The sequence below is a fragment of the Paraburkholderia sediminicola genome (assembly GCF_902859805.1).
GTDB classification, from domain to species: Bacteria; Pseudomonadota; Gammaproteobacteria; order Burkholderiales; family Burkholderiaceae; genus Paraburkholderia; species Paraburkholderia sediminicola.
Genome location: NZ_CADIKC010000006.1, coordinates 387,228 through 407,922, shown reverse-complemented (window position 1 = coordinate 407,922; position 20,695 = coordinate 387,228). Strand labels below are relative to the sequence as shown.

At 62.1% G+C, this 20,695-nt stretch carries 19 protein-coding genes; 5 read left to right on the top strand and 14 right to left on the bottom strand.

What is annotated here, in order from left to right; genetic code table 11:
- Window positions 1-123: 123 nt before the first annotated feature.
- Entirely contained in the window at window positions 124-1,020 is an 897-nt protein-coding gene (locus tag R8871_RS22760; protein ID WP_175052474.1) for a LysR family transcriptional regulator, read from the bottom strand.
- A gap of 133 nt (window positions 1,021-1,153) precedes the next feature.
- On the opposite strand from R8871_RS22760, the gene R8871_RS22755 reads away from it, so the two are divergent.
- Together R8871_RS22755 and R8871_RS22750 are read left to right on the top strand one after the other, a co-directional pair.
- Window positions 1,154-1,813 carry an NADPH-dependent F420 reductase gene (locus tag R8871_RS22755; RefSeq protein WP_175052473.1) on the top strand — a complete coding sequence of 220 codons (660 nt, stop codon included), beginning with the start codon at window positions 1,154-1,156 and terminating at the stop codon, window positions 1,811-1,813.
- 284 nt (window positions 1,814-2,097) lie between these two features.
- Window positions 2,098-2,685: an ATP phosphoribosyltransferase regulatory subunit gene (locus tag R8871_RS22750; protein WP_175052472.1), complete on the top strand. Its 588-nt coding sequence runs from the start codon at window positions 2,098-2,100 to the stop codon at window positions 2,683-2,685.
- Between the two features lie 14 nt (window positions 2,686-2,699).
- Here R8871_RS22750 and R8871_RS22745 read toward each other — a convergent pair whose 3' ends face one another.
- Genes R8871_RS22745 through R8871_RS22730 form a run of 4 tightly spaced genes read right to left on the bottom strand, consistent with a single transcriptional unit; the run spans window position 2,700 to window position 6,185 of the window.
- The gene (locus R8871_RS22745; protein ID WP_175052471.1) at window positions 2,700-3,992 is read right to left on the bottom strand and encodes an NAD(P)/FAD-dependent oxidoreductase; all 1,293 of its coding nucleotides are present in this window, start codon (window positions 3,990-3,992) and stop codon (window positions 2,700-2,702) included.
- Complete coding sequence (locus tag R8871_RS22740; RefSeq protein WP_175052470.1) at window positions 3,989-4,738, bottom strand: amino acid ABC transporter ATP-binding protein; 750 nt, start codon at window positions 4,736-4,738, stop codon at window positions 3,989-3,991. The genes R8871_RS22745 and R8871_RS22740 overlap by 4 nt, the downstream gene beginning before the upstream one ends.
- A complete protein-coding gene (locus R8871_RS22735) occupies window positions 4,735-5,391 on the bottom strand; it encodes an amino acid ABC transporter permease (RefSeq protein ID WP_175052469.1) in 657 nt (218 codons plus the stop codon). Before R8871_RS22735 ends, R8871_RS22740 begins: the two co-directional genes overlap by 4 nt.
- A 29-nt stretch (window positions 5,392-5,420) precedes the next feature.
- A complete protein-coding gene (locus R8871_RS22730) occupies window positions 5,421-6,185 on the bottom strand; it encodes a substrate-binding periplasmic protein (RefSeq protein ID WP_054041519.1) in 765 nt (254 codons plus the stop codon).
- Window positions 6,186-6,338: 153 nt separating this feature from the next.
- Between R8871_RS22730 and R8871_RS22725 the strand changes: the two genes are divergently transcribed.
- Window positions 6,339-7,172, top strand: coding sequence for an IclR family transcriptional regulator (locus R8871_RS22725; RefSeq protein ID WP_246287649.1), 834 nt, complete (start codon window positions 6,339-6,341; stop codon window positions 7,170-7,172).
- Window positions 7,173-8,375: 1,203 nt separating this feature from the next.
- Here R8871_RS22725 and R8871_RS22720 read toward each other — a convergent pair.
- The 5 genes from R8871_RS22720 to R8871_RS22700 form a co-directional block, all read right to left on the bottom strand.
- Window positions 8,376-9,101, bottom strand: coding sequence for an aspartate/glutamate racemase family protein (locus R8871_RS22720; RefSeq protein WP_175052558.1), 726 nt, complete (start codon window positions 9,099-9,101; stop codon window positions 8,376-8,378).
- 8 nt (window positions 9,102-9,109) lie between these two features.
- Entirely contained in the window at window positions 9,110-10,327 is a 1,218-nt protein-coding gene (locus R8871_RS22715) for a DUF917 domain-containing protein (RefSeq protein WP_175052468.1), read from the bottom strand.
- Complete coding sequence (locus tag R8871_RS22710) at window positions 10,317-12,635, bottom strand: sigma-54-dependent transcriptional regulator (protein ID WP_175052467.1); 2,319 nt, start codon at window positions 12,633-12,635, stop codon at window positions 10,317-10,319. Before R8871_RS22710 ends, R8871_RS22715 begins: the two co-directional genes overlap by 11 nt.
- Window positions 12,636-13,082: 447 nt before the next feature.
- Window positions 13,083-14,213, bottom strand: a complete 1,131-nt coding sequence (locus tag R8871_RS22705; protein WP_175052466.1) for a polyamine ABC transporter substrate-binding protein — start codon at window positions 14,211-14,213, stop codon at window positions 13,083-13,085.
- A 69-nt stretch (window positions 14,214-14,282) separates the two neighbouring features.
- On the bottom strand, window positions 14,283-15,587 hold the full coding sequence (locus R8871_RS22700) for an NAD(P)/FAD-dependent oxidoreductase (protein ID WP_217468909.1): 1,305 nt from the start codon (window positions 15,585-15,587) through the stop codon (window positions 14,283-14,285).
- Window positions 15,588-15,742: 155 nt separating this feature from the next.
- On the opposite strand from R8871_RS22700, the gene R8871_RS22695 reads away from it, so the two are divergent.
- Window positions 15,743-16,660, top strand: coding sequence for a LysR substrate-binding domain-containing protein (locus tag R8871_RS22695; RefSeq protein ID WP_175052464.1), 918 nt, complete (start codon window positions 15,743-15,745; stop codon window positions 16,658-16,660).
- Window positions 16,661-16,778: 118 nt separating this feature from the next.
- Here R8871_RS22695 and R8871_RS22690 read toward each other — a convergent pair whose 3' ends face one another.
- Window positions 16,779-17,471, bottom strand: coding sequence for an NnrU family protein (locus R8871_RS22690; RefSeq protein WP_175052463.1), 693 nt, complete (start codon window positions 17,469-17,471; stop codon window positions 16,779-16,781).
- Window positions 17,472-17,653: 182 nt separating this feature from the next.
- Between R8871_RS22690 and R8871_RS22685 the strand changes: the two genes are divergently transcribed.
- Window positions 17,654-18,028 carry a VOC family protein gene (locus R8871_RS22685; RefSeq protein ID WP_175052462.1) on the top strand — a complete coding sequence of 125 codons (375 nt, stop codon included), beginning with the start codon at window positions 17,654-17,656 and terminating at the stop codon, window positions 18,026-18,028.
- Between the two features lie 78 nt (window positions 18,029-18,106).
- Here R8871_RS22685 and R8871_RS22680 read toward each other — a convergent pair whose 3' ends face one another.
- The 3 genes from R8871_RS22680 to R8871_RS22670 all read right to left on the bottom strand — a co-directional run bounded on the left by R8871_RS22680 (window position 18,107) and on the right by R8871_RS22670 (window position 20,597).
- Window positions 18,107-18,877: an SDR family oxidoreductase gene (locus tag R8871_RS22680; RefSeq protein ID WP_175052461.1), complete on the bottom strand. Its 771-nt coding sequence runs from the start codon at window positions 18,875-18,877 to the stop codon at window positions 18,107-18,109.
- Window positions 18,878-18,963: 86 nt separating this feature from the next.
- Window positions 18,964-19,818: an alpha/beta fold hydrolase gene (locus R8871_RS22675; RefSeq protein WP_175052460.1), complete on the bottom strand. Its 855-nt coding sequence runs from the start codon at window positions 19,816-19,818 to the stop codon at window positions 18,964-18,966.
- An 83-nt stretch (window positions 19,819-19,901) separates the two neighbouring features.
- Window positions 19,902-20,597: an alpha/beta fold hydrolase gene (locus R8871_RS22670; RefSeq protein WP_175052459.1), complete on the bottom strand. Its 696-nt coding sequence runs from the start codon at window positions 20,595-20,597 to the stop codon at window positions 19,902-19,904.
- Window positions 20,598-20,695: the final 98 nt, after the last annotated feature.

Here is a 20,695-nt window from a genome sequence, read left to right as displayed (position 1 = left end):
CGCAAAACCAGTATTTTGCCTTGTCGCGCGCCCGACGCGGGCAAAGGCGGGAATTCTAGCGGCTAATGGGTGGAGATTGGCGGGTGGCGGAGGCCGTCTTCCAGCTATGCGCGGCTGCCCATTTCACGCTGCGTGCGGGCCGAATTCGGCCACCACCTGATCGATAAATGCGCGCAATTTCGGGGTGGCGCGGCTGGCCGGAAACACCAGATGCATAGGTCGCGCGGGTGCTTCGTAAGCGTTCAGCAGACGCACCAGCCGACCGGCGGCGAGTTCGTCTTTCACTGCCACTTCGGGCGCGAGGATCACACCACTGCCATTGAGAGCCGCGGCCAGCAGCGCTTTCACGTCGTTGGCCTGAAAGCGGCCTGAGATCGGCGCCACATGTTCGCCCTCGGCGTCGGAGAAACGCCATGCGGTCTCAACCGGCAGACTCGTATAGACGAAGCTCAGGCACTCATGCTCCGCCAGCGCTTGCGGCGTCTGCGGCTCGCCACGCTCGGCCAGGTAGTCTGGCGAGGCGCAGGCGACCAACCGGTACGGCATTAACGACCGCGCGATCAACGACGAATCCGACAACGAGCCGAGACGGATCGCGGCTTCATAGCCTTCGTCGATCAGATCGACGAAGCGGTCGGTCAGCGCCAGTTCGACCCGCACCTCGGGATTGGCCTTCAGGTAACGCGTGATCATCGGCGCGAGACAGCAAGTGCCGAAGGTCACCGGCGCGGTGATGCGCAAACGCCCGCGCGGCGAGGCGGACAGCTCCTGCGCGACCGATTCGGCCGCGTCGGCGTCCGCCAGCAGCGCCTTGCAACGCTCGTAGAAAATCTGGCCGATTTCCGTGAGGCTCTGGCGGCGCGTGGTCCGGTTGAGCAACCGTGCGCCGACGCGTTCTTCCAGCGTGCTGACATGCTTGCCGGCCATCTGCGCGGAGATGCCGAAGGCGAGGGCCGCCGCGGCGAACGAGCCGCTGTCGGCCGTCTTCACGAACACGGCCATGCTGGTCAAGCGATCCATGATTCACCACTGCTATTTTCGACAGTCATCAAATTACGCCCGTTTATCCGGCTGAAGTTTTGAATCATAGTGCTTCTCACCGATGGGAGGGCGCTCAACCGAGCGATCCGCGGATAAACATGGAGTGTGAAACATGAAGATAGGCATTCTCGGCGCCGGTTTTCTAGGCCGCGCGATGGCGATCGTCGCGAAGAACCATGGCCACGAAGTGATGATCAGCAATTCCCGTGATCCGCGAACCTTGATCAGTACGGCAGCGGCGCTTGGCTGTGCGCTCGGCACCGCTGAAGACGCGGCGAAGTTCGGTGACGTGGTGGTGGTGACCGTGCCCTTCAGCAACATTGACGGGCTGCCGGTTGCGGCGCTCGACGGCAAGATCGTGATCGACACGTGCAACTACTATCCCGACCGCGATGGCCACATCGAGGCGCTCGACAGTCGGTCGACGACCACCAGTCAGATGCTGGCCGCCGCCTTGCCGGGCGCGAAGGTGGTCAAGGCCTTTAACGCGATTCTGGCGAAGGACCTCGAAACGGATGGCAAGCCTGCGGATGCGCCGAACCGCCGGGCATTGCCGTTCGCCAGCGATGACGAACAGGCCAAACACGTCGTGCGCGGGCTTCTCGATCAGTTCGGCTTCGATCCAGTCGATGCCGGTGCGCTCGCCGACAGTTGGCGCTTCGAGCGTGCGAAGCCGGTCTACTGCATTGCACTGGATCGCGCGGGCATTGTTGAAGGATTGGCGGCGGCGCAGCGGGACGTCGAGTTGCCGCATGGATCGTGGCGGCATTGAGTAGCGCGCGGGGATGTGTTCCCAAACTTAGATCGATGTGCGACCATGCCCTCCATGGAATCCCGTAACGTACTGTTCAACTTTCACCACCATCACGGCCGCATGCTGTTGCGCCGTGGTTCGTTACGTCCATAGCAGGGAATCGGGACTTCACTGATCCCGTTTCATGCACCAACGACCAAGGCGCCCCAGGGCGCCTTTTTTCATTTCTACGCACAAGAGACCAGACATGACCATGATTCGTGGAACCCGTTTTATCGTCGGAACCGAAGCCGCACAGATTCGTGCACTCGAAAATCGCTTCCGGAGCTACCTTCATTGAAGCCGGGGCAGAGGAGGCGATCGTTCCCGCGCTGTGGGGGCAAGACACCTTCATCCAGAAAGCCGGTGGCAGTGAGGTCATCGGGCAGATGTGGGCTTTCCCGGACAAGAAAGGCAGACCCTGCTGTCTGATCCCGGAGGCGACCGCGCTCTTCCAGGAGCGCTGCACGGAATTACTGGGACGGCAGACGGAGCGCATGCTGTTCTACGTCGCGCGGTGCTATCGGTATGAGCGGCCTCAGGCAGGCCGATACCGCGAATTCTCGCAACTCGGTTTCGAATATCTGTGCCCGGACCCTCAAAGGGCCAACCTGCGCAGCCAGGAGATCGTGGCGGGTTTTCTGGATTCGTTCGGACTGCGGTACGAAATCGACAGTTCGGCTCGCCGCGGTCTTAGCTATTACCTGAACGGCATGGGCTTCGAGATGCGCTGCACCGAACTCGGCGCGCAACAGCAGATCGTCGGCGGTGGGGCGTATCGGGAAGGCGCGGGGTTTGGCATCGGTGCAGAACGGTTGCTGCTTGCGATGGTGGCCCAAGGCGTCGTGTAGAGGGCACGTTGGATTCAACTCATCGCATCGAGCAATCCATACCAGGCAACCCCAGCGCTGATATAAAAGCGTTGAAGCGCATGCAGCGGGATCCGCCGGATCGATGTCGGCGGCAACGGCAGTCCACGCGCAGCGCCTGCCAGATGCACGGCGAGGTGCTTGCCGAGCGTCGTGGCCATCGCGATCCCGCGGCCGTTGTAGCCTAACGCGATCGTCAGCCCCGGTGCGGGAAGATGAACATGCGGCAGAAAATCCCGCGTGATGGCGATGCGCCCGGCCCAGCGATACTCGTACTCGACGTCCGCCAGTTGCGGATACAGCAATCTGGCGGCACGTTCGAGGTGCGCCCAGTCCGCCGCGCCGCGTGGTTCGCGAAAAGGTCCGCGGCCGCCGATCAACAAACGGCCTTCGCTGTCGCGCCGGAAGTACAGCAGTAAGCGCCGCGAATCCGACGCCACTTCGCGCCCGGGCAGTATGCTTGCGCTGACGCTAGCGGCCAGCGGCTTCGTCGCCACGATGAAGCTGTTTGCCGCGATCACCGACTGCGCGATCCCCGGCCACAGCGAATCGCTGTATCCATTGGTGGCAAGCAGCACCTGACGCGCGTCAATGGTCAGTCCGTGAGCGGTGTGAATGCGCCACCCATCGGCGCGTTGTTCGAGACGGCTCGCGAGCGTCGCGCCGTGAATCGCGACGCCACGCGCGAGGGCAGCGCGCGCAAGTCCCCGCGCGTAGCTGAGCGGTTGCACGCTGCCCGCGCGCCGGTCCACCCAGCCCCCGACAAACGCCTCCGTGCCAAGGCGCTGTGTAATCTGCGCGCGATCGAGCAACTCGACGCGCGCGCCACGCGATTCCCACTGGCGCGCACGCGCATGCAGCGTATCGAGCAGCCTGGTCGAATGCGTGGGCTGAATCCAGCCGGCGCGTGTCGCATCGCATGCGATGCTGTGGCGCTCGATCAGATCGAACACGGTGTCGGCTGCGCCGCCCGCCATGCTGACGAGCGCGTTGCCGTCCTCCGGGCCGAAGCGGCGCATGAGTTCGTCGGGGTCATACTTGAGTCCCGGAATCACCTGTCCGCCATTGCGTCCCGATGCGCCCCAGCCCGGCTCGTTCGCATCGATCACGCAGACGTCCACACCGAGTTCGCTCAAATGCAGCGCCGTGGATAAACCCGTGTAACCCGCGCCCACAATAGCCACCTCAACACGCTTCGATGCATCGAGCGCTGGCGTGCGCACCGCGGCCTCAGCGGTGGCTGCCCAGAGCGACGGCGGCAGCGGCTGGCCGGCTTCTACTGACTTCATTGCGCGATTCCGTTCGACGTGGGCGTGAGCATGCGGCGCAGAAAATCGCGCGTGCGCGGATGAGTCGGCCGCTCGAGCAGATCGGCTGCCGCGCCTTCCTCGCAAATGGTGCCGTCGTACAGAAAGCACACGCGATCGGCTACTTCGCGCGCGAAGCCCATCTCGTGCGTGACGACGATCATCGTCATGCCGTCGTTTGCGAGTTGCCGCATTACGCCAAGCACTTCGCCGACGAGTTCCGGATCGAGCGCGGAGGTCGGTTCGTCGAACAGAATGGCTTTCGGCTCCATCGCGAGTGCGCGCGCGATGGCGACGCGCTGTTGCTGGCCGCCCGAGAGTTCGGCTGGATACGCGTCCATCCGGTGCGCGAGGCCAACCTTGTCGAGCAGATGCCGCGCTTTCTCGCGCGCCGCATCACCGGCTTCCTTTTTCACATAGAGCGGCCCTTCGCAGACGTTCTCCAGCGCCGTGCGATGCGGAAACAGATTGAAGCGCTGAAACACCATGCCGACCTGCGTGCGCAATTCATGGATGTGCTTCGACCTGGCGTCGACACGCGCGCCTTCGACAGTGATCGTGCCTGCGTCGTAGGTTTCGAGACCGTTGATGCAACGCAGGAGCGTCGACTTGCCCGAGCCCGATGGTCCGATCAGACAGACCACCTGGCCGGCGTCGACGTTGAGGCTGACGCCTTTGAGCACTTCCTGATCGTGGAAGCGCTTGTGAATGGATTGAACTTCGATCATCGCTTTCCCTTCTGAGCGAGACGGCGCTCGAGACGCCGCAAGCCGTAGACGAGCGGCAGGCTGAGCGCAAGATAGAGCAGCGCGACGAGCGTGAATACCGTCATGTTCTGGAACGTCGACGACGCAATCAGCTGGCCGGCGCGTGTCATTTCCGCGACGGTGATGGTCGAGGCCAGCGACGAGTCCTTCAGCATCATCACGAGCGTGTTGCCGTACGGCGGCAGCGCGATTCGAAACGCTTGCGGCAGGATCACGCGACGCATGATCAGCGCGTTACGCATGCCGATGGATTGCGCGGCTTCGATCTGACCGTGGTCGATTGCCTGGATGCCGGCACGAAAGTTCTCCGCCTGATACGCCGAGTAGGCAACGCCCAGCCCAATGAAACCCGCCTGGAACGCGCTCAACTGCACGCCGAGATCGGGCAGCACGAAGTAGATGTAGAACAGCTGCACGATGATCGGCAGGCCGCGAATCACGTTGATAAACGTGGCCGCCGCGTTCGAGAGCACCTTGTTCGACGACACGCGCATCAGCGCCAGCACGAGGCCGAGGAGCGTACTGAGAACGAACGCGCAGAAGGTGATCTCGACGGTGACGACCGCGCCTTTCAGCAGGATCGGCAGGAAGTCGAGCGCATTCTGGATGAACATGACGTGATCTCCTCAGGCAGCGAGCCGCGTCATTCCACCTGCCACTTCTTGATGATCTGCGTGAGCGTGCCGTCTGCCTTGATCTTGCGGATGCCGGCGTTCAGCTTCTCCAGCGTCGCGTTATCGCCCTTGCGCACCACGAAGCACAGTTGACCCTTCACGCTCGGCTGATAACCGTCGACGAGCCGCAACTGCGGGTTCGGGTTCTTCTGCAACTGGTACGCGATGATCGGATGGTCGCCGAAGCCCGCCTTGATGCGGCCGAGCGCGACGTCGCGCATGATGTCGGCGACCGAGTCGTACGTGCGCACTTCCTTGAAGATGCCTTTCTTGTTCAGCGCGTCGACGAAGGCGGTGCCCACTTGCGCGCCGACCACTTCGCCCTTGAGATCGTCCATCGACGTGTACTTGCCCTTGTCGTCGGCGCGCACGATCAGACCCTCGCCATACGAATAGACCGTGTCGGAGAAATCGACGACCTGCTCGCGAGCCGGCGTCTTCAGCATGGCGGCGGAGATCACGTCGATCTTCTTGGTGGTGAGCGACGGGATCAGCGCGGAAAAGGTGGTCTGTTCCACCTTCACGTCGAAACCGGCGGCCTTGCCGGTTGCGGTGATCGCATCGACCAGCAGGCCCTGGATCGAATTGCTCTTCACGTCGAGGAAGGTGAACGGCACGCCGGTGGCCGTCGCGCCGACCGTGTACTCAGGCTCGGCGGCCGCCATGGCCGGCGTTGCTGCGAGGACCAACAGCGCGACTGCTGCGCCGGCGATGCGCTTGACTAACTGGATCATGAGATTCTCCACGACGGTGACGGACTACGATTGAGGAATCGGTGACTGGTATGACTTCATCATATTCGAGTCAAAAATATCGAATAACATTATTTGCGTATCGACATTCGATATGCTAACGTCAATGCATCACGATCACCATTGGGTATTTCCATGAGCGGTAAAGGGGTGGAGCAGGCGAGCGAGAGCGAAGCACCGGATGAGGTGCCAGGTGAGGTGCCGGACGCGCTTTTCAATCAATCGCTGGAAAAGGGCATCGCGGTGCTGCGCGCATTCAGCGCGCAACGCCGGACCATGAGCCTGCCCGAAGTGGCCGAGGCGACTTCGATCACGAAGAGTTCGGCTCAACGGATGATCTACACGCTGGAGAAGCTCGGCTACGTGCGCAAACATCCCCGCACGAAGCGCTATCAACTGACCCCGCGTGTCGTGCAGATTGGTTTCAACTACCTCGCGGCGGATACGCTCATCGACGTGGCCAACCCGTTCCTCTCCGAGCTCACGAACGTGACCGGTGAAACGACCAGCCTGACCGAACCGGACGGCGCGCAGATGTTGTACGTCGCGCGTTTTGTCTGCATGAAATTCGTGCCGATTCACATGCCGATAGGCAGCCGTATTCCGATGTACTGCACCGCATCGGGCCGTGCCTATCTGAGCGCGCTGCCGGACGATGAGGTCCGCGCGCTGCTCGAGGCGAACGACCGGGTCGCGCACACGCAGTACACGGTGACGGACATCGGCGAGATCGAAGCGTTATTAGGGGAAGCGCGCCGCAGGGGTTATACGTCGAACCGTGAGGAACTGTTCATCGGCGATATGACGATTGCGGCGCCTGTGCTGGATGGCGAAAGAAGACCCGTGGCGTCGGTGCATGTGGTCGCGCCGACCAGTCGCTGGACGCTGGCCGACGCCGAGCAGCGCCTCGCGCCCGCGGTGATCGATTGCGCGCGCGGCATCAGTAATTCGATCAGGACGCTGGGTTGACCTATCCGTGCAATTCGCCGACAAGCTGCGAAAGGCGTGCAATACGATGGCGATACATCGGCGCCTGCGGGGAATTTTTCAGATGTTCGACGCGATCGCGCCAGTAGGTCGGGGGAAAAGGTTTTTGCGGCGCGCATGCGACTACGCGTTCAAGATGAACGAGCTCGCTTTCGAAAAGATGGTGATGCATTGTTCGAATTCCCCGTGGATGGCCAGTCTGGTCCGTTCGCGACGCCGCTAACTATCTGACACCGCTCAGGGCTTCTAAAGCAGATTCTCGTCCGCGCGGTGGATCTGCGCGGTAATGCAATGCAAAAAGACCGCTTACCTGGCTAACCTGGCTATCCGGGAAAATCTGTGGGGGCGGCCGGGTGCGTGAGTGCCGCAACGTGCTTCACGCAGGATCGGTCGATGTGCCGCGATTGACGCGGTCAAATTAAAAGGGCAGGCCGCCGCTACTGGTCCCCGCAAAGGGAGGCAACGACGGCCGAACCTCGCAGTGGCCCGCCTGATGCATAGCCAGGCGGATTCCACCATGTCGGTTTTACGCATTGCAACGATCTTCTCTACGGAAGTATTCGGTCGCCACGTGCCGACACACAGCAGTTACAGCTACAACAACAGCACAGCCCTCTCTCAATCTGCCGCCAGCGACTTCGCATCGTTGGCGTTGATCACGCGTCAGACATGGTTCGGATCACTAATCGCAGGATCGTGATCACTCACGGCGATCCCTCGATCAGCGGCGTCGGCGATCCGCAAACAAACGGATGTCGCCAGACGTTGGTGCGTCGAACACATGGCAGCGCGCGATCTTTTTTGGTCCCTCAGGTTCCCCGGCTTGTCTGGCAGGCTTATTGCACGTTCTGGGTATTACTGCCGCCCTGGTGTTTCGTTTTTATCGGTCCGTGGCGGCTAACAACCTTATATAAGCAATCAATGTGCCATGTTGCGGAGCCGCATGGCAGCGGGAATGCCGAGATATTTCGATCGCGGCATTGGTCAGTCTCGTCCATGCGTGCGCCCGGAAGTGGACGATTTCGTCCAATCGACAAATCGCGGTGCATCGAAGGACTAATTCGTCCGTATGACGGCGAACCCGGCGAGGAGGCAGGAAGATTTGCGGGGGGAAGGCTGATTGAGGCGAGGACATCCGGCGCGCCGCGCCGGATGGACAGACAGGCAGGGGGAAGGAAGCGCTGCTTACGATTGGAGACTGACCTTGCTATAGGTCAACCGGCTGGGGCGCACCTGCATACGCACCAGTGACACGAGGAAGCTGAACCCGGCCTGATTCGGATCGATCACCGGCACATAGGCGCCCAGTTCCTTGGTGAGCAACTGGGAGACGCGGCTCGCGACGTCCACGAAACCTGTGCACCCGAGCAGAATGGACTGCGCGCCGTCCTCGTTGATCGCCTTCAGCGCCGCTTCGAAGGTGCGAATGACCACCACGTCGACGTCATCGAGTTGCGCGACGGGGCAATTGATCGCACGGATCGACGCGAACGAGTCCTGGATGCCATAGGTCTGCGGATGACCACGCTGCATCGCGAGCGTGCTTTGCAGGATCGTGACGATCGAGAAACGCTGGCTAAGCGCGAGCGCCGTGAAGGCCGTAGCGGGAAAGCCGCCGATGATCGGAATGTCGATCACTTCGCGCGCGGCTTCAACGCCGCACATATCGAAGTCGGTCAGCCAGATACCGTCGAAACCGTCGTTTGCGATTGCCTGCGCAAGCTCGACCACCGGCATGCCGTTCTGCAGCCAGTTCGTGCGGTTCTCGATATCGGGATGCCCCTGCGTGATGTTGCGAATCTCGACGTGCACGTCCGGCGGCACGACCGGTGCGACCGCCTTCAGGATGCGCTCGTTGTATTGCGACGTGGCGACGGGCACGAGCACGCAGATGCGCAGAGTGGGATTCAAAGGCGTGTTCAAGATAGGTTTCCCTTGGTCGTGGAGGGGAGCGATTCCAGCGGCACATACGGTCCGAGATAGCCGAGCGAGTTCAGCAACTGCATGAAGCTGTCGAGAATCAGACCGGGCTTGCGCAGTTCGGCTTCGGCACGCCAGGCAATCAGCGTGACGGGGCGCTTGCCGATCGCCGGGTTCAGCGAACCGTCATCCTGCACGAGGTCGCCGTTGCTGTAGATCGACTGGCCTTCGCCGCCGACGAAATAGGCGACGCTGTCCGGCGACAGCACGATCGGCTGCGGACTCTCGCTGTCCCACGCTAGCAGCGACTCGTTCTGGTACATCACCGTGTAGGTATGTTGGCCGGCCTGGATGCGAATCTTGCCGACGTCGAAGCCGCCGCTCGTATCGACTTCGGCCGAGACCAGTTGGCCCGGCTCGGAGATCGCGCGCGCGGCGAGCCCGCAACGTTCGTCGAGATAGCCGATCATCTGCTGGGCGCTGCCGATCTGGCCGGCCTGCACCGCGCGCCCGAGATCCAGTGCGCGTTTCAACGTGCCGCGAATGGGTGTCGCGCGGCCGATATCGGCCGGCGTCATGACCCACATCGCGAGGCCGCCGAACTGCCCGAACTCGGGATCGGCGACGACCGGACGCATCATCTGCTCGACGATCGCCGACACGTCGCGCTGGTGGGTCGGACCACCGTGGTTGCTGTCGCGCGGCGTCACGTCGAGTTCGACGCACAGGCCGCCCTGGCTCACGAGGAACGCCGGGCGCGGGTCGATCTCGGCGGCCGCGAAGGTGAGCATCGGCAGTGAGGGGACGGCGCGGCCGGCTCCGTCAGCGTCGATGACCGCTAGGCCGAGTTTCGCCGCCACGAGCGCCGCCACCGTGAAGCCCAGCGCACCGCTTTCCGGCGGCATCACATAGGCGAGCTTCGTACCTTGCGATGCGAGCCGGGTCTGGACGTTCTGCACGGCCGTCACCGGTCCGAGCGGATAGGTGGCTGAATTGATCGCTTCAGGCGCGCCGAGATAGGCGACCATGACTGCCGCGCCTTCGGTGGCTTCTTCGACGGACACAACCTTGATCGTGTCGGTCGGGTAGTAATCGCCGGGGACAAAATGCGCAGCCAGATGCCGCGCGGATTCGATTGTGCCGCCGCCACCGCTGCCAAAGAATGCCGCGCCCAGCAGCAGCGGTTCCAGGTCTTCCTTGCGTAACTCATAGGCCATTTGTTATTCCTTTCGTGTAGACGTCGATAGAAACTTCGCGCTGGAGTTCGGCGAGCAAACTCATGGCGCTGGTGACACGCGCGGTTGAATCAGTCGTCAGCGAACGCAAACCGCGCTCGAGGATGTCGATTGCTTCGGCAATGCGGCCGGTGGCGCGCAACAGATCGGCGAGGTAACGCGCGGCATCCACGCGCGCCGGCACCGAGCCGAACGCGAGCGCAGTAGACAGCGCGGTACGCAGGCCCAGTTCCGCCGCGTTCGTCTCGCCGAGTGCCCACTGCGCGCGCGCCCGGGTAACCAGCAGCTCGCCCAGGTAGACACGTTCCTGACGGGCCAGGGTTTCATCGATCGCGGCGGCGAGCATTGCCTCGCACGTTTTCGCACGGCCGGCGCGCAGCAGCAGCTCGCCGTGCTGCCACGCCATGAAGGAATAGAACAGCGCACCGCCGTTGCAAACAACGTGGTTATCGTAGCCGTCGAGCATGACAGTTTCCGCTTCGTCGGAATGGCTGAGCGCACTCAGGTGGCATGCACGCAGGATCTGCCCGATGCCCCGGTAGAAGGCGAAGCCGTTCGCGATCGAGACCGACTCGAGTTCGCTCGCGAGGTGTCCCAGCCGGTCCATGTCTTCGAACAGGCAGGCAAGCCACGCGGCGCCCTGCAGGTTGACGGCATGAGCGAACGCGTGCGCGCCGGGCTCCGAGGCGCGCAGGATCAACATTTCCATGGCGCGCCGCGCCTGCCCGAAGGCGCCGATCTGGTAGGCCGCGAGTCCTTCAAAAGTCAACGCGAGACTGGCGAGATCGATCCCTTGCGAGCCCGTGCGGGTGTCGTCGCGTGCCACACCAAGCAGGTTGCCGCGCGCGAGACAGGCGAGGGCTTCTTCGCTGTCGCCGAGCCAGAAGAGGGTGTTCGTCATCGCGACGTGAGCTTCGTCGAGCGACACCCGGTCGCCGCCGTTCTGCGCGCGCTCCAGCATATTCTGCGCGGTTGCGCGCGCCTGCTTGAGCTGGAGCGTCGTCAATTGCGTGGTCCAGACGCCGAACTGGATCGCGGCGATTTCTGCGGGGGCACAGACGCCTTCGCCGACGGCCAGCGCGGCGGCGTAGCAGGCGGTGGCCTCCGCGTAGAGCCAGCCGTGCACGCTCCGCAGGCTCATGCCGAGCAGACGGTAGGCGTCGAACTGAAGACGGCGTGCGGCCTCCTGTTCGTGCGGCGTTTGCAGCAGGGCGAGGCAGCGGCGCAACGGCGGAATGGCTTCGGTGAACTTCGATTCCTCGATCAGCGCGCTCGCCTGTTCGAGACATTTGCGCGCTTCCCGGTGGTGTTCCTCGCGCGACTTCAGTCGCCGCTCGATTGTCTTGCGACCCACGCCAAGCATGGTGGCCGCCGCACTCTTGTTGCCGCCGGTCCGCTCGAGCGCGCGGTCGATCAGGAGATCTTCGGCGGCGGCGAGTTTGTCGCGCCCTTCGAGTTGCAAAAGCATGTCGGCGAGGCTTGCGCGCGACACCGGTCCGCCGGTTTCATTGGCAAGAAACGGTTCGAGCGCGTCGACGTCGATGCTCGTGTTTTCAGCGAGCACGCTCAACTGGCTGATCAGGTTGCGCAATTGCCGGATGTGCCCCGGCCATGCGTGCTGGGCAAGCCGGCGGACGGCGGCCGGCGAAAACTCCAGACGGCGCGTGTGCTGCGATGCGAAATGGGTGACAAGCGCGGGAATGTCCTCGATGCGCTGTTCGAGTCCGGGTACGGCAAGCACGAAGACCGCGAGACGGTAGAAGAGGTCCTCGCGGAAGAGCCCTTGACGTGCGAGTTCGCGCAGGTCGCGGTGAGTCGAGGCCACCACGCGTCCTGCGAAGTGCAGACTGGTCGACGAACCGATTGGACGGAAGGTTCGCGTTTCAAGTACGCGCAACAGCTTGGGCTGCAGCGCGAGCGGCAGTTCGCCGATTTCATCGAGCAGCAGCGTGCCTTTGCCGACCTGCTGAAAAAATCCCTGGCGGTTTTCGCCCGCGCCGGTGAAGGCGCCTTTGACGTGGCCGAACAATTCGGCTTCGACGAGGTTCTCTGGAATCGCGCCGCAGTTGACGTCGACGAAGGGTTGATCCTGGCGCAGGCTGTGCGCGTGCACGCGGCGGGCGACCAGTTCCTTGCCCGAACCGGTCGGCCCAAAAATGAGCAGGGGATGATCGGTGGGGGCAACCCGGTCGATCATGCGGACCAGTTGACGAAACGCTGGCGCGCCGCCCACGAAGGCGCCGGAATCAGCCTTGTCGTGAGCGAACGGAACGTCAGGGGTGTAACTCATTACAAAATACGCTCCACGTGACCCGCGCGTTGCGCAACGCGGAAATTACCGTCGAAAAGACGGGGCGGACAGTCATGCATCGATCCGGCTCTGGCGTCGGGCCAATTAGTCCAGTCGTATGGTCGAAATCGTCCACCGCAATAAAGAGACAGAGTATGACGGCTTGTCGCCGATGTTGTCTTTTCGAAAATAACCCTTGCAACAGCGTGATTGCGGATTGCATTGCGATGTGCTGCGTGCTCGGGCGAGTGGATGAGTGCTCTGCGACGGCAGGGGTCGCAGAGATGAAAGTATCAGTGGGGAATGTAAATATCGGCGGGAAATGAAGCGTGGGAAACGTGGGAAACGTGACCCGGATGCCGTGCCGGGCTCATCGAATGAATGAAAGGGGAATGTCAAACTCGATGGCTGCGCCGCCGCGGCTTGCGGCGGACGCGGGCCGGGACTTCAGTGAAGGGTTTTCAATTGCGCCCACAAGCGGTTTTCAAGGCGCACGATCTCAACCGGCGTCGGCTTCATCAGCGTCATCTTCTTGAGCACGTCGTCCGGCGGGTACACCGTTGGGTCCTGGGCCACGGCCGGCGTCACGAACTGACGCGCTGCGTGGTTTGCCGTCGGGTAGAACACCTCATTGGTGATTGCCGCATTGACCTTCGGGTCCTCGATGTAATTGATCCATCTAAGCGCGGCTTGCGGGTGCGGTGCGTCTTTCGGGATCACCATCACATCGAACGCCAGCAAACCGCCTTCCTTCACGTTTGAGAAACGGATGTCGTACGGACGCCTGGCCTCAGCGCTGCGCCGGTGTGCGATGCCGACGTCGCCCGCAAAACCGATCGCCACGCAGACGTCGTTGTTCGCGAGATCGTTGATGTAGCCGGACGAGTTGAACTCGGTAATGTATGGGCGCGCTTTTTTCAGCAACTCGAACGCCGCCTGGTAGTCGGCCGGGTTGGTGCTGTTCGGATCTTTATGCATGTACTGCAGCGCCGCGGCAAATACGTCGACCGACTCATCGAGGAAAGCGACGCCGCAGCCCTTGAGCTTTGCGAGGTTGGCCGGATCGAAGACCAGCGCCCAACTATCGACCGGTGCGTTCGCGCCGAGCGCTTTCTGCACGGCCTGCACGTTGTAGCCGATACCCGTGACGGCGAACGCCCAAGGCACGCCGTACTGGTTGCCCGGGTCGGCACCCGCCACCATTTCCATCAGCACAGGGCTGAGATTCTTCAGGTTCGGCAGTTGCGATTTGTCGAGCTTCTGGTACGCGCCGGCCTGAATCTGCCTCGCCATGTAGTTCGACGTCGGTACCACGATGTCGTAGCCGGAACTGCCCGCGAGCAGTTTCGCCTGCAGTGTGTCGTTGCTGTCGTAGTTGTCGTAACGGACGTGAATGCCCGTCTGTTTCTCAAAGGTCGGGACCGTTTCCTTCGCGATATAGTCCGACCAGTTGTACACGTTCAGTTCGACGTCCGCGGCGCGAGCGGCGGGCGCTGCCCATAGCGACAGGGTTGCCGCAATACAGGCGCTGGCGATGGCCGCGCGGCGCAGACGGGTGACAGGATGACAAGCGCGCATGGTGTTTTCCTTGCGGGGTAAAGATTGAGCAGGGGGGGCGAGTGGCTTTGCGGACGGCGCAAGCCGCTCTCAGGACTCGGTTCTTGCCTGATGCGCTTCATATCGCAAACGTATCGAGGCGCCGATGTCAAAAAACGGTCGGGGAGGGAGCCAGCCTGGGTTCGCGTTGCCAAGCACGGAGGTCAGCAAGGCTGACTGGCCTCCCGACGCCATTTCTGCTAGCAGCCGCCCCCACAGCGTGCCGCGCGCGACTCCGGAGCCGTTGCATCCGGCTGCGGAATAAACCCCTTCCGCCAGCTTGCCGAAACGTGGCTCACCGGACCGCGTGGCGCTCAGATGGCCGGTCCAGGTGAATTGCAGATGCTCATCCGTAATCCAGGGAAAGCGTCGCTGCAAGCCGCGCAGGTGCCTCGTCCGGCGCGCCACCAGAGAAGGGCCGGCAAGATCGTGGCGTCGATACTCCACGGTGTTGCGGATCAGTAGCCGCCGGTCCGGCGTCAGGCGTAACGTTGCGCCGGCAGGGCGCGTCGACAGTACGCCCCAAGGGGCCGCGCGCCCCAGGCGAAGATACTCGTCGTCGTTCAACGGCCGGCTCAGCGAGGCACTGAGTTCAAGCGGGAAGACAGTGCTGTCTGCGAGGCCTATCCGTGGCAAAAATGCCCCGACGCACGCCAGCACCTGCTTTGCCTCGATGTCACCGCCAACAGAGCGTGCGCGGATACCACCTCCGCTCAAGTAATCGAGACCCGTGATTTCAGTGTTCTCGTAGAGCGAAACATTCTCGGGCAAGGTGTCGAGCAGACCCTTTGCATACTTCGCCGGCTGCAATAACCCATTCCCGCCTCGACACCATATTCCCGCTTTGTAGAACGGCGTGCCCAGCCGTTGCGATAAAGCGTGGCCCTCCAGCAATTCGGCGCTCGCACCCGCTTCACGCAGGGTCTGCACCTGGATGTCCGCTTCCGCAAGTTTGGCCGGATCGTGGACCGCGAAGAAGTAGCCGGCATCGCTCAGATCACACGCGATGCCGAGCTTCGTCACACGTCGGCCAACCTCGGCGCACGCGGCTTTGCCAATGGCGGTCGCGGCGTGGTACTGCGCATGGCGTTGCCGACCAGGCAATTCGTCAGCCGCCGGCCGCTCGTAGGCGACCACGAAACCCGAGTTGCGCGCTGAAGCACCTTGAGCGGCGCGCTGCCGATCGACCACGATGATGCGCGATTGTGGATGCAGTTCGGCGAGCGTATGCGCCGCCGACAATCCCGTGAAGCCGCCGCCGATCACCAGCCAATCCGCTTTCTGCGTTCCGGTCAGGATTGCTCCGGGAGGCGAGACGCCGGCTTGGGCGATCCAGCCGCATATGTTCTTGACCAAAATAATGTCCCCTCTGCGCGCCATAGATGACCAGACTGCCGAAAGCATGAATAATCAGCATGCTTGCTCGGCAATCCATTCGCTTGAGTGTCAATATATTGGGAGCTGGATGCACGATCCAGCGTTATAAATTCATTGGAGAATTCCAAAAACGCATGGATAAGCTCTATCGACCGCCGTCTATCGGAGCCCTTCAGGCGCTGTTGCTCGTTGCGGAGTCGGACAACTTCACCGAAGCAGCAGAAAAGCTGCATCTGACCCAGAGCGCGGTGAGCAGGAAGATTCAGCAACTGGAAAGTCACTACGGCGTGCCGCTGTTCGTTCGCAACAGTCGCAGCGTGCAACTAACGCGGCAAGGCAAAGAAGTGCTGGAGGTGACGCGCAAGATACTCGACGAGCTCCAGACGCTCGACGAGCGGATATCGCCGCGGGACAGGCCGTTTCGCATCCGCATCTTCGTCTCGCTCGCAGTTCGCTGGTTACTGCCAAGGCTGACGGACTTTTATGCCCGGCATCCCGATCTATCTCTTTCAATTGAGACCGTCGCGACGGAAGTGGTCGATCCGTCGGGTCACTGCGACGCCTATATCCTTTACCTGCCCGAAGCGCGGGAGGAACCGACGCCGGAGTCGCCCACGTTCCTCAGGCTCTTCGACGAGATTCTGGTGCCGGTGTGCGCGCCTTTCTCCGTCGACAACAAGCCGCTGCCGGGGTCGCTGGAAGCGTTGGCACAGCACACGCTGATTCATGGTTCCACGGGTCAGCACGAGTGGTCGATCTGGCTGAAGGCCAACGGGGGATCGGCGGCCAAAAACTACAAGCACATCACCTTCAATCTCGACGAGCTGGCGATGAATGCCGCAGCTCGCGGGTTGGGCGTGGCGATGACGGACTTGACCCTGGCGCAGGAATCAATCAATCGCGGCGATCTGGTTATTCCTTTTGGTACGCCGTTGAAGACCAAAGGGGTCTATGTCCTTTGGTTGCAAACCGCAGGCGCGCTGCATCCAGGCCGGCAACGCATCCTGCAATGGTTTGCTGAGCAGGAGGGAGGGGCGCTGGGAAAAGCGTGATCTTCCGGACAGCGCGAGACGGCGTGAGACAGCGCGACGAGGCGCGACAGCCTCAGCGCCCTCACGGTCAGGGCGCATTGGCCAGCTACCGTTTTATGGTTCGCATGCCGCGCCGCGTTTACAGCCAGCGCCAGACACCCGCGGCCCATCCAGTAATCGGCATATGAGCCCAGGTCGCGACGAGCCACACAACGAAACCGCCCAGCAACGCGTGCAAGCCGAAGCCGCCGAGTCGCGCACGGCCAGCGGCGATCGCCGCGAACGGCAGGTAGCTCGTCTTCGACTCCCACTCAGGCCAGAGATCGGGCTGCAACTGCTCTTTCTTCCGATCCTGCAAGGCGGAGCCGACGAGCGCGAGAATCGCGATAGCCACCGCAACGATGATGCTCTTGGCCACCGGAAACACAGCGATGTGACACAGCCCCCACAGTACGAACGACCACATCATCGGGTGGCGCGTCACTGCGTACACGCCGAGCGCCGCTTGCGGGAACGCAGTGGGCCGGCCGCCGGTGGGCAGCGCCGGGTTGCGGATCAGAGAGCCCATCAGGAGGATCGATGCTATCAGCATGACCACGGTTGCAACCGCCCAGAGCCCGTCTCCTGCTTGCCATAGCGGTGCAGTCAAAGGCGCCTTCAGGTAGGCGGCGATCAACCAGCCGAGCGTCGCGAAGGCCACCAGCGAATAGACGCCCAGAAACCCCGTTTCGCCAATCGCGCTGACCAGCCGCCTGCGCAGCGGATGGGACAAAACAAAGTGACTTCCCACGAAGGCGACTGCTGCCGCCGCTACCGCGTTAGTGCTTCCCATTGGTCCGGCTCCTCACGTTATATCGCTGGTTGACCGTATTGCGCGTGCTCCATTTCCAGTACCGAAGATTACTCCTTTGCGGTTTCCCTTCTGGTGACTGCGTGTGGTTGCGTGTGGCAACATCGCGGAGATCTCTAAATCGCGTCCGGCCTCGCGCAGGCCCAAACACTTCAGGAGAGTTCATGTTCGATCACGTCAAATTCGGAGTCAGCGACTTTGCAGCGAGCAAAGCGTTCTTCCTCAAGGCACTCGAACCGATCGGCGTAGCGGTTGTCGGGGAGGGGCCGCCGACGTACGGGATCGAGCTTAGCCCGCCAGGCAAGGCTTCATTGTGCCTGTACCAGACTGATGAGAAGCCGGCGCATCTTCACCTGGCATTCACGGCCGACAATCGCCAGCAAGTCGACGCTTTCTATCGCGCGGCTCTGGAGACGGGGGCAAAAGACAATGGTGCGCCGGGTCTGCGCCCGCGCTACCACGCGAACTACTATGCAGCTTTTGTGATTGGTCCGGACGGGCACAACATCGAAGTGGTTTGCCACCGGCCCGAGGCCTGAGCTTTCCATTGAGCGGACTCGCGAAGCCCGGCGCGCGTCCGCTTCGGGCCTCGCTGCGAACGATCAGTTTGATGGTAGTCAGATCGACTTGACCTCGCCGCCATCCATCCTCAACGTCGAACCCGTCATCCAGTGTGCGGCGGGCGACACGATGAACGCCATCAGCTCGGCAATCTCTTCGGGTGTGCCGTAGCGCGCGATTCCCGCTTCGACCGGAAAGCGGGCCGTCGCTTCTTCGACCGTCATGTTGTGCAGCGGCGCCCAATGTTCCAGATACGATTGCCGCCGGCCTGTCATCACCGGGCCGGGCAGCACGCTGTTGACCTGCACGCCGTCTGCAATCCCACGGTCGGAGAAAGCCTTCGCCAGCGCCACAATCGCCGCGTTGATCGTGCCCACGGCCGCGTAGGGCGCTTTGGGAAACAGCGCCGAGTTACCCGACATCAGCACAACCGATCCTGAGGTTTTCTTCAACGACGGCCATGCCGCGATCGTCAATCGCCGCGCGCCGTGCAGTTTCAACGCGAAGCCACGATCCCATTGATCGTCGCTCATCTCGAAGACGTCGATCTGCGGCACTGCGCCCGCGATGTTGAGTAACGCGTCGATCTGGCCGAACGCCGACAGCGTCTGATCGACCACCTTCTGTGCGGCTTCCGGATCTGACAGATCGAGGTCGATTGCGAGCGCTTTTGCACCGGCCTTTCTGACTTCGTCCGCGGTCTGATCGAGATTCTCACGATTGCGCGCAACCACCACGACAGATTCGAAGTCTCGCGCCAACCTGATGGCAGTTGAACGGCCGATACCCTGGCTCGCGCCTGTAACGATTGCTACCTTGTTCGACATTTCCTTTCTCCTTCATTCCTGAACTGAACTTGATGAGTCGCCAAACCGGCGACTCAATGGACAACCCACCACGCTGCGCCCGCCTGTCAGCGAATCAGAAATCCGGAAATAGCCGCGGCGATCTCTGCCGCGTGCGTTTCCAGCGCGAAGTGGCCGGTATCGAAAAAGCGCACCTCGGCATTCGGGATGTCGCGTTTGAAAGCCTCAGCGCCGGGCGGCAGGAAAAACGGATCGTTCGCGCCCCACACGGCGAGCAAAGGGGGCTGGTGGCTGCGGAAATATTGCTGGAAGGCGGGATACAACGCGACGTTGTTCCGGTAGTCGCCGAACAGATCGAGCTGGATCTCGTCCGCGCCCGGGCGGCTCAGATAGAACTCGTCAAGCGAGTAGCCATCGGGCGATACGGAAGCCGCGTCCTGGACGCCATGCGTGTACTGCCACATGGTCGTTTCGTGCGTCAGCATCGCGCGAAGCGCCTCGCGATTGGCCTGCGACGGATCCTGCCAGTAAGCGCGAATCGGATTCCAGCCTTCGCTCAGGCCTTCTTCGTATGCGTTGCCATTCTGCGAGATGATCGCCGCGATCCGCTCAGGGTGCCGGACTGCAAGCCGGAAGCCGGTCGGCGCGCCGTAGTCGAATACGTACATGGCAAACCGGTCAAAACCGATCTGCTCGGTGAAGCGTTCGATCACGGTGGCGATGTTGTCGAACGTGTACGCGAAGGCATCGCGGCCAGGCATGTCCGACTGGCCGAAACCCGGCAGATCGGGCGCGACGATATGGAAGTGCTCGGCCAGCAGCGGGATCAGGTCCCGAAACATATGGCTCGAACTTGGAAAACCGTGGAGGAGTAGCAGTTTCGGCGCGGTCGGACGGCCTGCTTCGCGATAGAACACCTTGACGCGGTCGACGTCAGCATAGCGATAGGAAATGGCGGACATGAGTTGACTCCCGGTTGGGTAGACGTGCGTTCGAAATGGCAGGCGAGACGAGCGCCTGTCGGCATGACGGGTTTGAATAATCCCTAGCGGGTCGAGACGGCTTGAACCGCTTCGACGATCACATCGGTGACGACGTCAGGGGCTGTGACGATGGGCGTGTGATCGACCTGGTGTGAATGCACGCGGGCGTTCATGCGCTGTGCCATGAAATGTTGCGTGTCGGGACTGATCATGCGGTCCTGCTCCGCGCTCAGGAACCAGCTCGGCCGGTCCGTCCAGAGTGGGCGCTCGACCGGCTCGCCAATGCACGACACTGAAATGGGACGTTGAACCGCACCGAGCACCGTCAATTCCTGCGCCGTGGCGTTCTGTGCGAACGCCGCTGCGAATGCCTCTTCGGGCAGCCAGATCAGGCCATGCTGATCCGGTGACAGTTTGGGCGCCAGCGGATGCGCTTCGCCGCGGTAGAACACATCGCCCACTGTTTCCCCTTCGGCAGGCGCAAGCGCGGCGACATAGACCAGCGCCTTGACGCTGTCGGCTCGCGTCGAGCCGATTACTGCGCCGGCGTACGCATGCCCGGCAAGAACAACCGGACCTTCAATGCGCTCCAGCGTTCTGTTGAGGGCGGCCACGTCGTCGTGCAAGGAGGTCAGCGGCAACGGCGCCGCAACAGCGTTGATGCCGTGCGCCTTCAGGCGTTCGACCACCTTGCTCCAGCTTGATCCATCTGCCCACGCGCCGTGCACAAGCACCGCGCTCACATTGCCAATAGACATTTCTCGCTCCTTTGAAGGAAGGGGGTGCTGCTTGTGATGCACGGCCATCGTGTCGATGCTGTGCGTTGAGTAACCTGTTTAACGTGTTTTTAAAGGTT

Coding starts and splice junctions, on each gene's coding strand:
- R8871_RS22760 (WP_175052474.1), bottom strand. CDS start 1,020: ATGGATCGCTTGACCAGCATGGCCGTGTTCGTGAAGACGGCCGACAGC.
- R8871_RS22755 (WP_175052473.1), top strand. CDS start 1,154: ATGAAGATAGGCATTCTCGGCGCCGGTTTTCTAGGCCGCGCGATGGCG.
- R8871_RS22745 (WP_175052471.1), bottom strand. CDS start 3,992: ATGAAGTCAGTAGAAGCCGGCCAGCCGCTGCCGCCGTCGCTCTGGGCA.
- R8871_RS22740 (WP_175052470.1), bottom strand. CDS start 4,738: ATGATCGAAGTTCAATCCATTCACAAGCGCTTCCACGATCAGGAAGTG.
- R8871_RS22735 (WP_175052469.1), bottom strand. CDS start 5,391: ATGTTCATCCAGAATGCGCTCGACTTCCTGCCGATCCTGCTGAAAGGC.
- R8871_RS22730 (WP_054041519.1), bottom strand. CDS start 6,185: ATGATCCAGTTAGTCAAGCGCATCGCCGGCGCAGCAGTCGCGCTGTTG.
- R8871_RS22725 (WP_246287649.1), top strand. CDS start 6,339: ATGAGCGGTAAAGGGGTGGAGCAGGCGAGCGAGAGCGAAGCACCGGAT.
- R8871_RS22715 (WP_175052468.1), bottom strand. CDS start 10,327: ATGGCCTATGAGTTACGCAAGGAAGACCTGGAACCGCTGCTGCTGGGC.
- R8871_RS22710 (WP_175052467.1), bottom strand. CDS start 12,635: ATGAGTTACACCCCTGACGTTCCGTTCGCTCACGACAAGGCTGATTCC.
- R8871_RS22705 (WP_175052466.1), bottom strand. CDS start 14,213: ATGCGCGCTTGTCATCCTGTCACCCGTCTGCGCCGCGCGGCCATCGCC.
- R8871_RS22695 (WP_175052464.1), top strand. CDS start 15,743: ATGGATAAGCTCTATCGACCGCCGTCTATCGGAGCCCTTCAGGCGCTG.
- R8871_RS22690 (WP_175052463.1), bottom strand. CDS start 17,471: ATGGGAAGCACTAACGCGGTAGCGGCGGCAGCAGTCGCCTTCGTGGGA.
- R8871_RS22685 (WP_175052462.1), top strand. CDS start 17,654: ATGTTCGATCACGTCAAATTCGGAGTCAGCGACTTTGCAGCGAGCAAA.
- R8871_RS22680 (WP_175052461.1), bottom strand. CDS start 18,877: ATGTCGAACAAGGTAGCAATCGTTACAGGCGCGAGCCAGGGTATCGGC.
- R8871_RS22675 (WP_175052460.1), bottom strand. CDS start 19,818: ATGTCCGCCATTTCCTATCGCTATGCTGACGTCGACCGCGTCAAGGTG.
- R8871_RS22670 (WP_175052459.1), bottom strand. CDS start 20,597: ATGTCTATTGGCAATGTGAGCGCGGTGCTTGTGCACGGCGCGTGGGCA.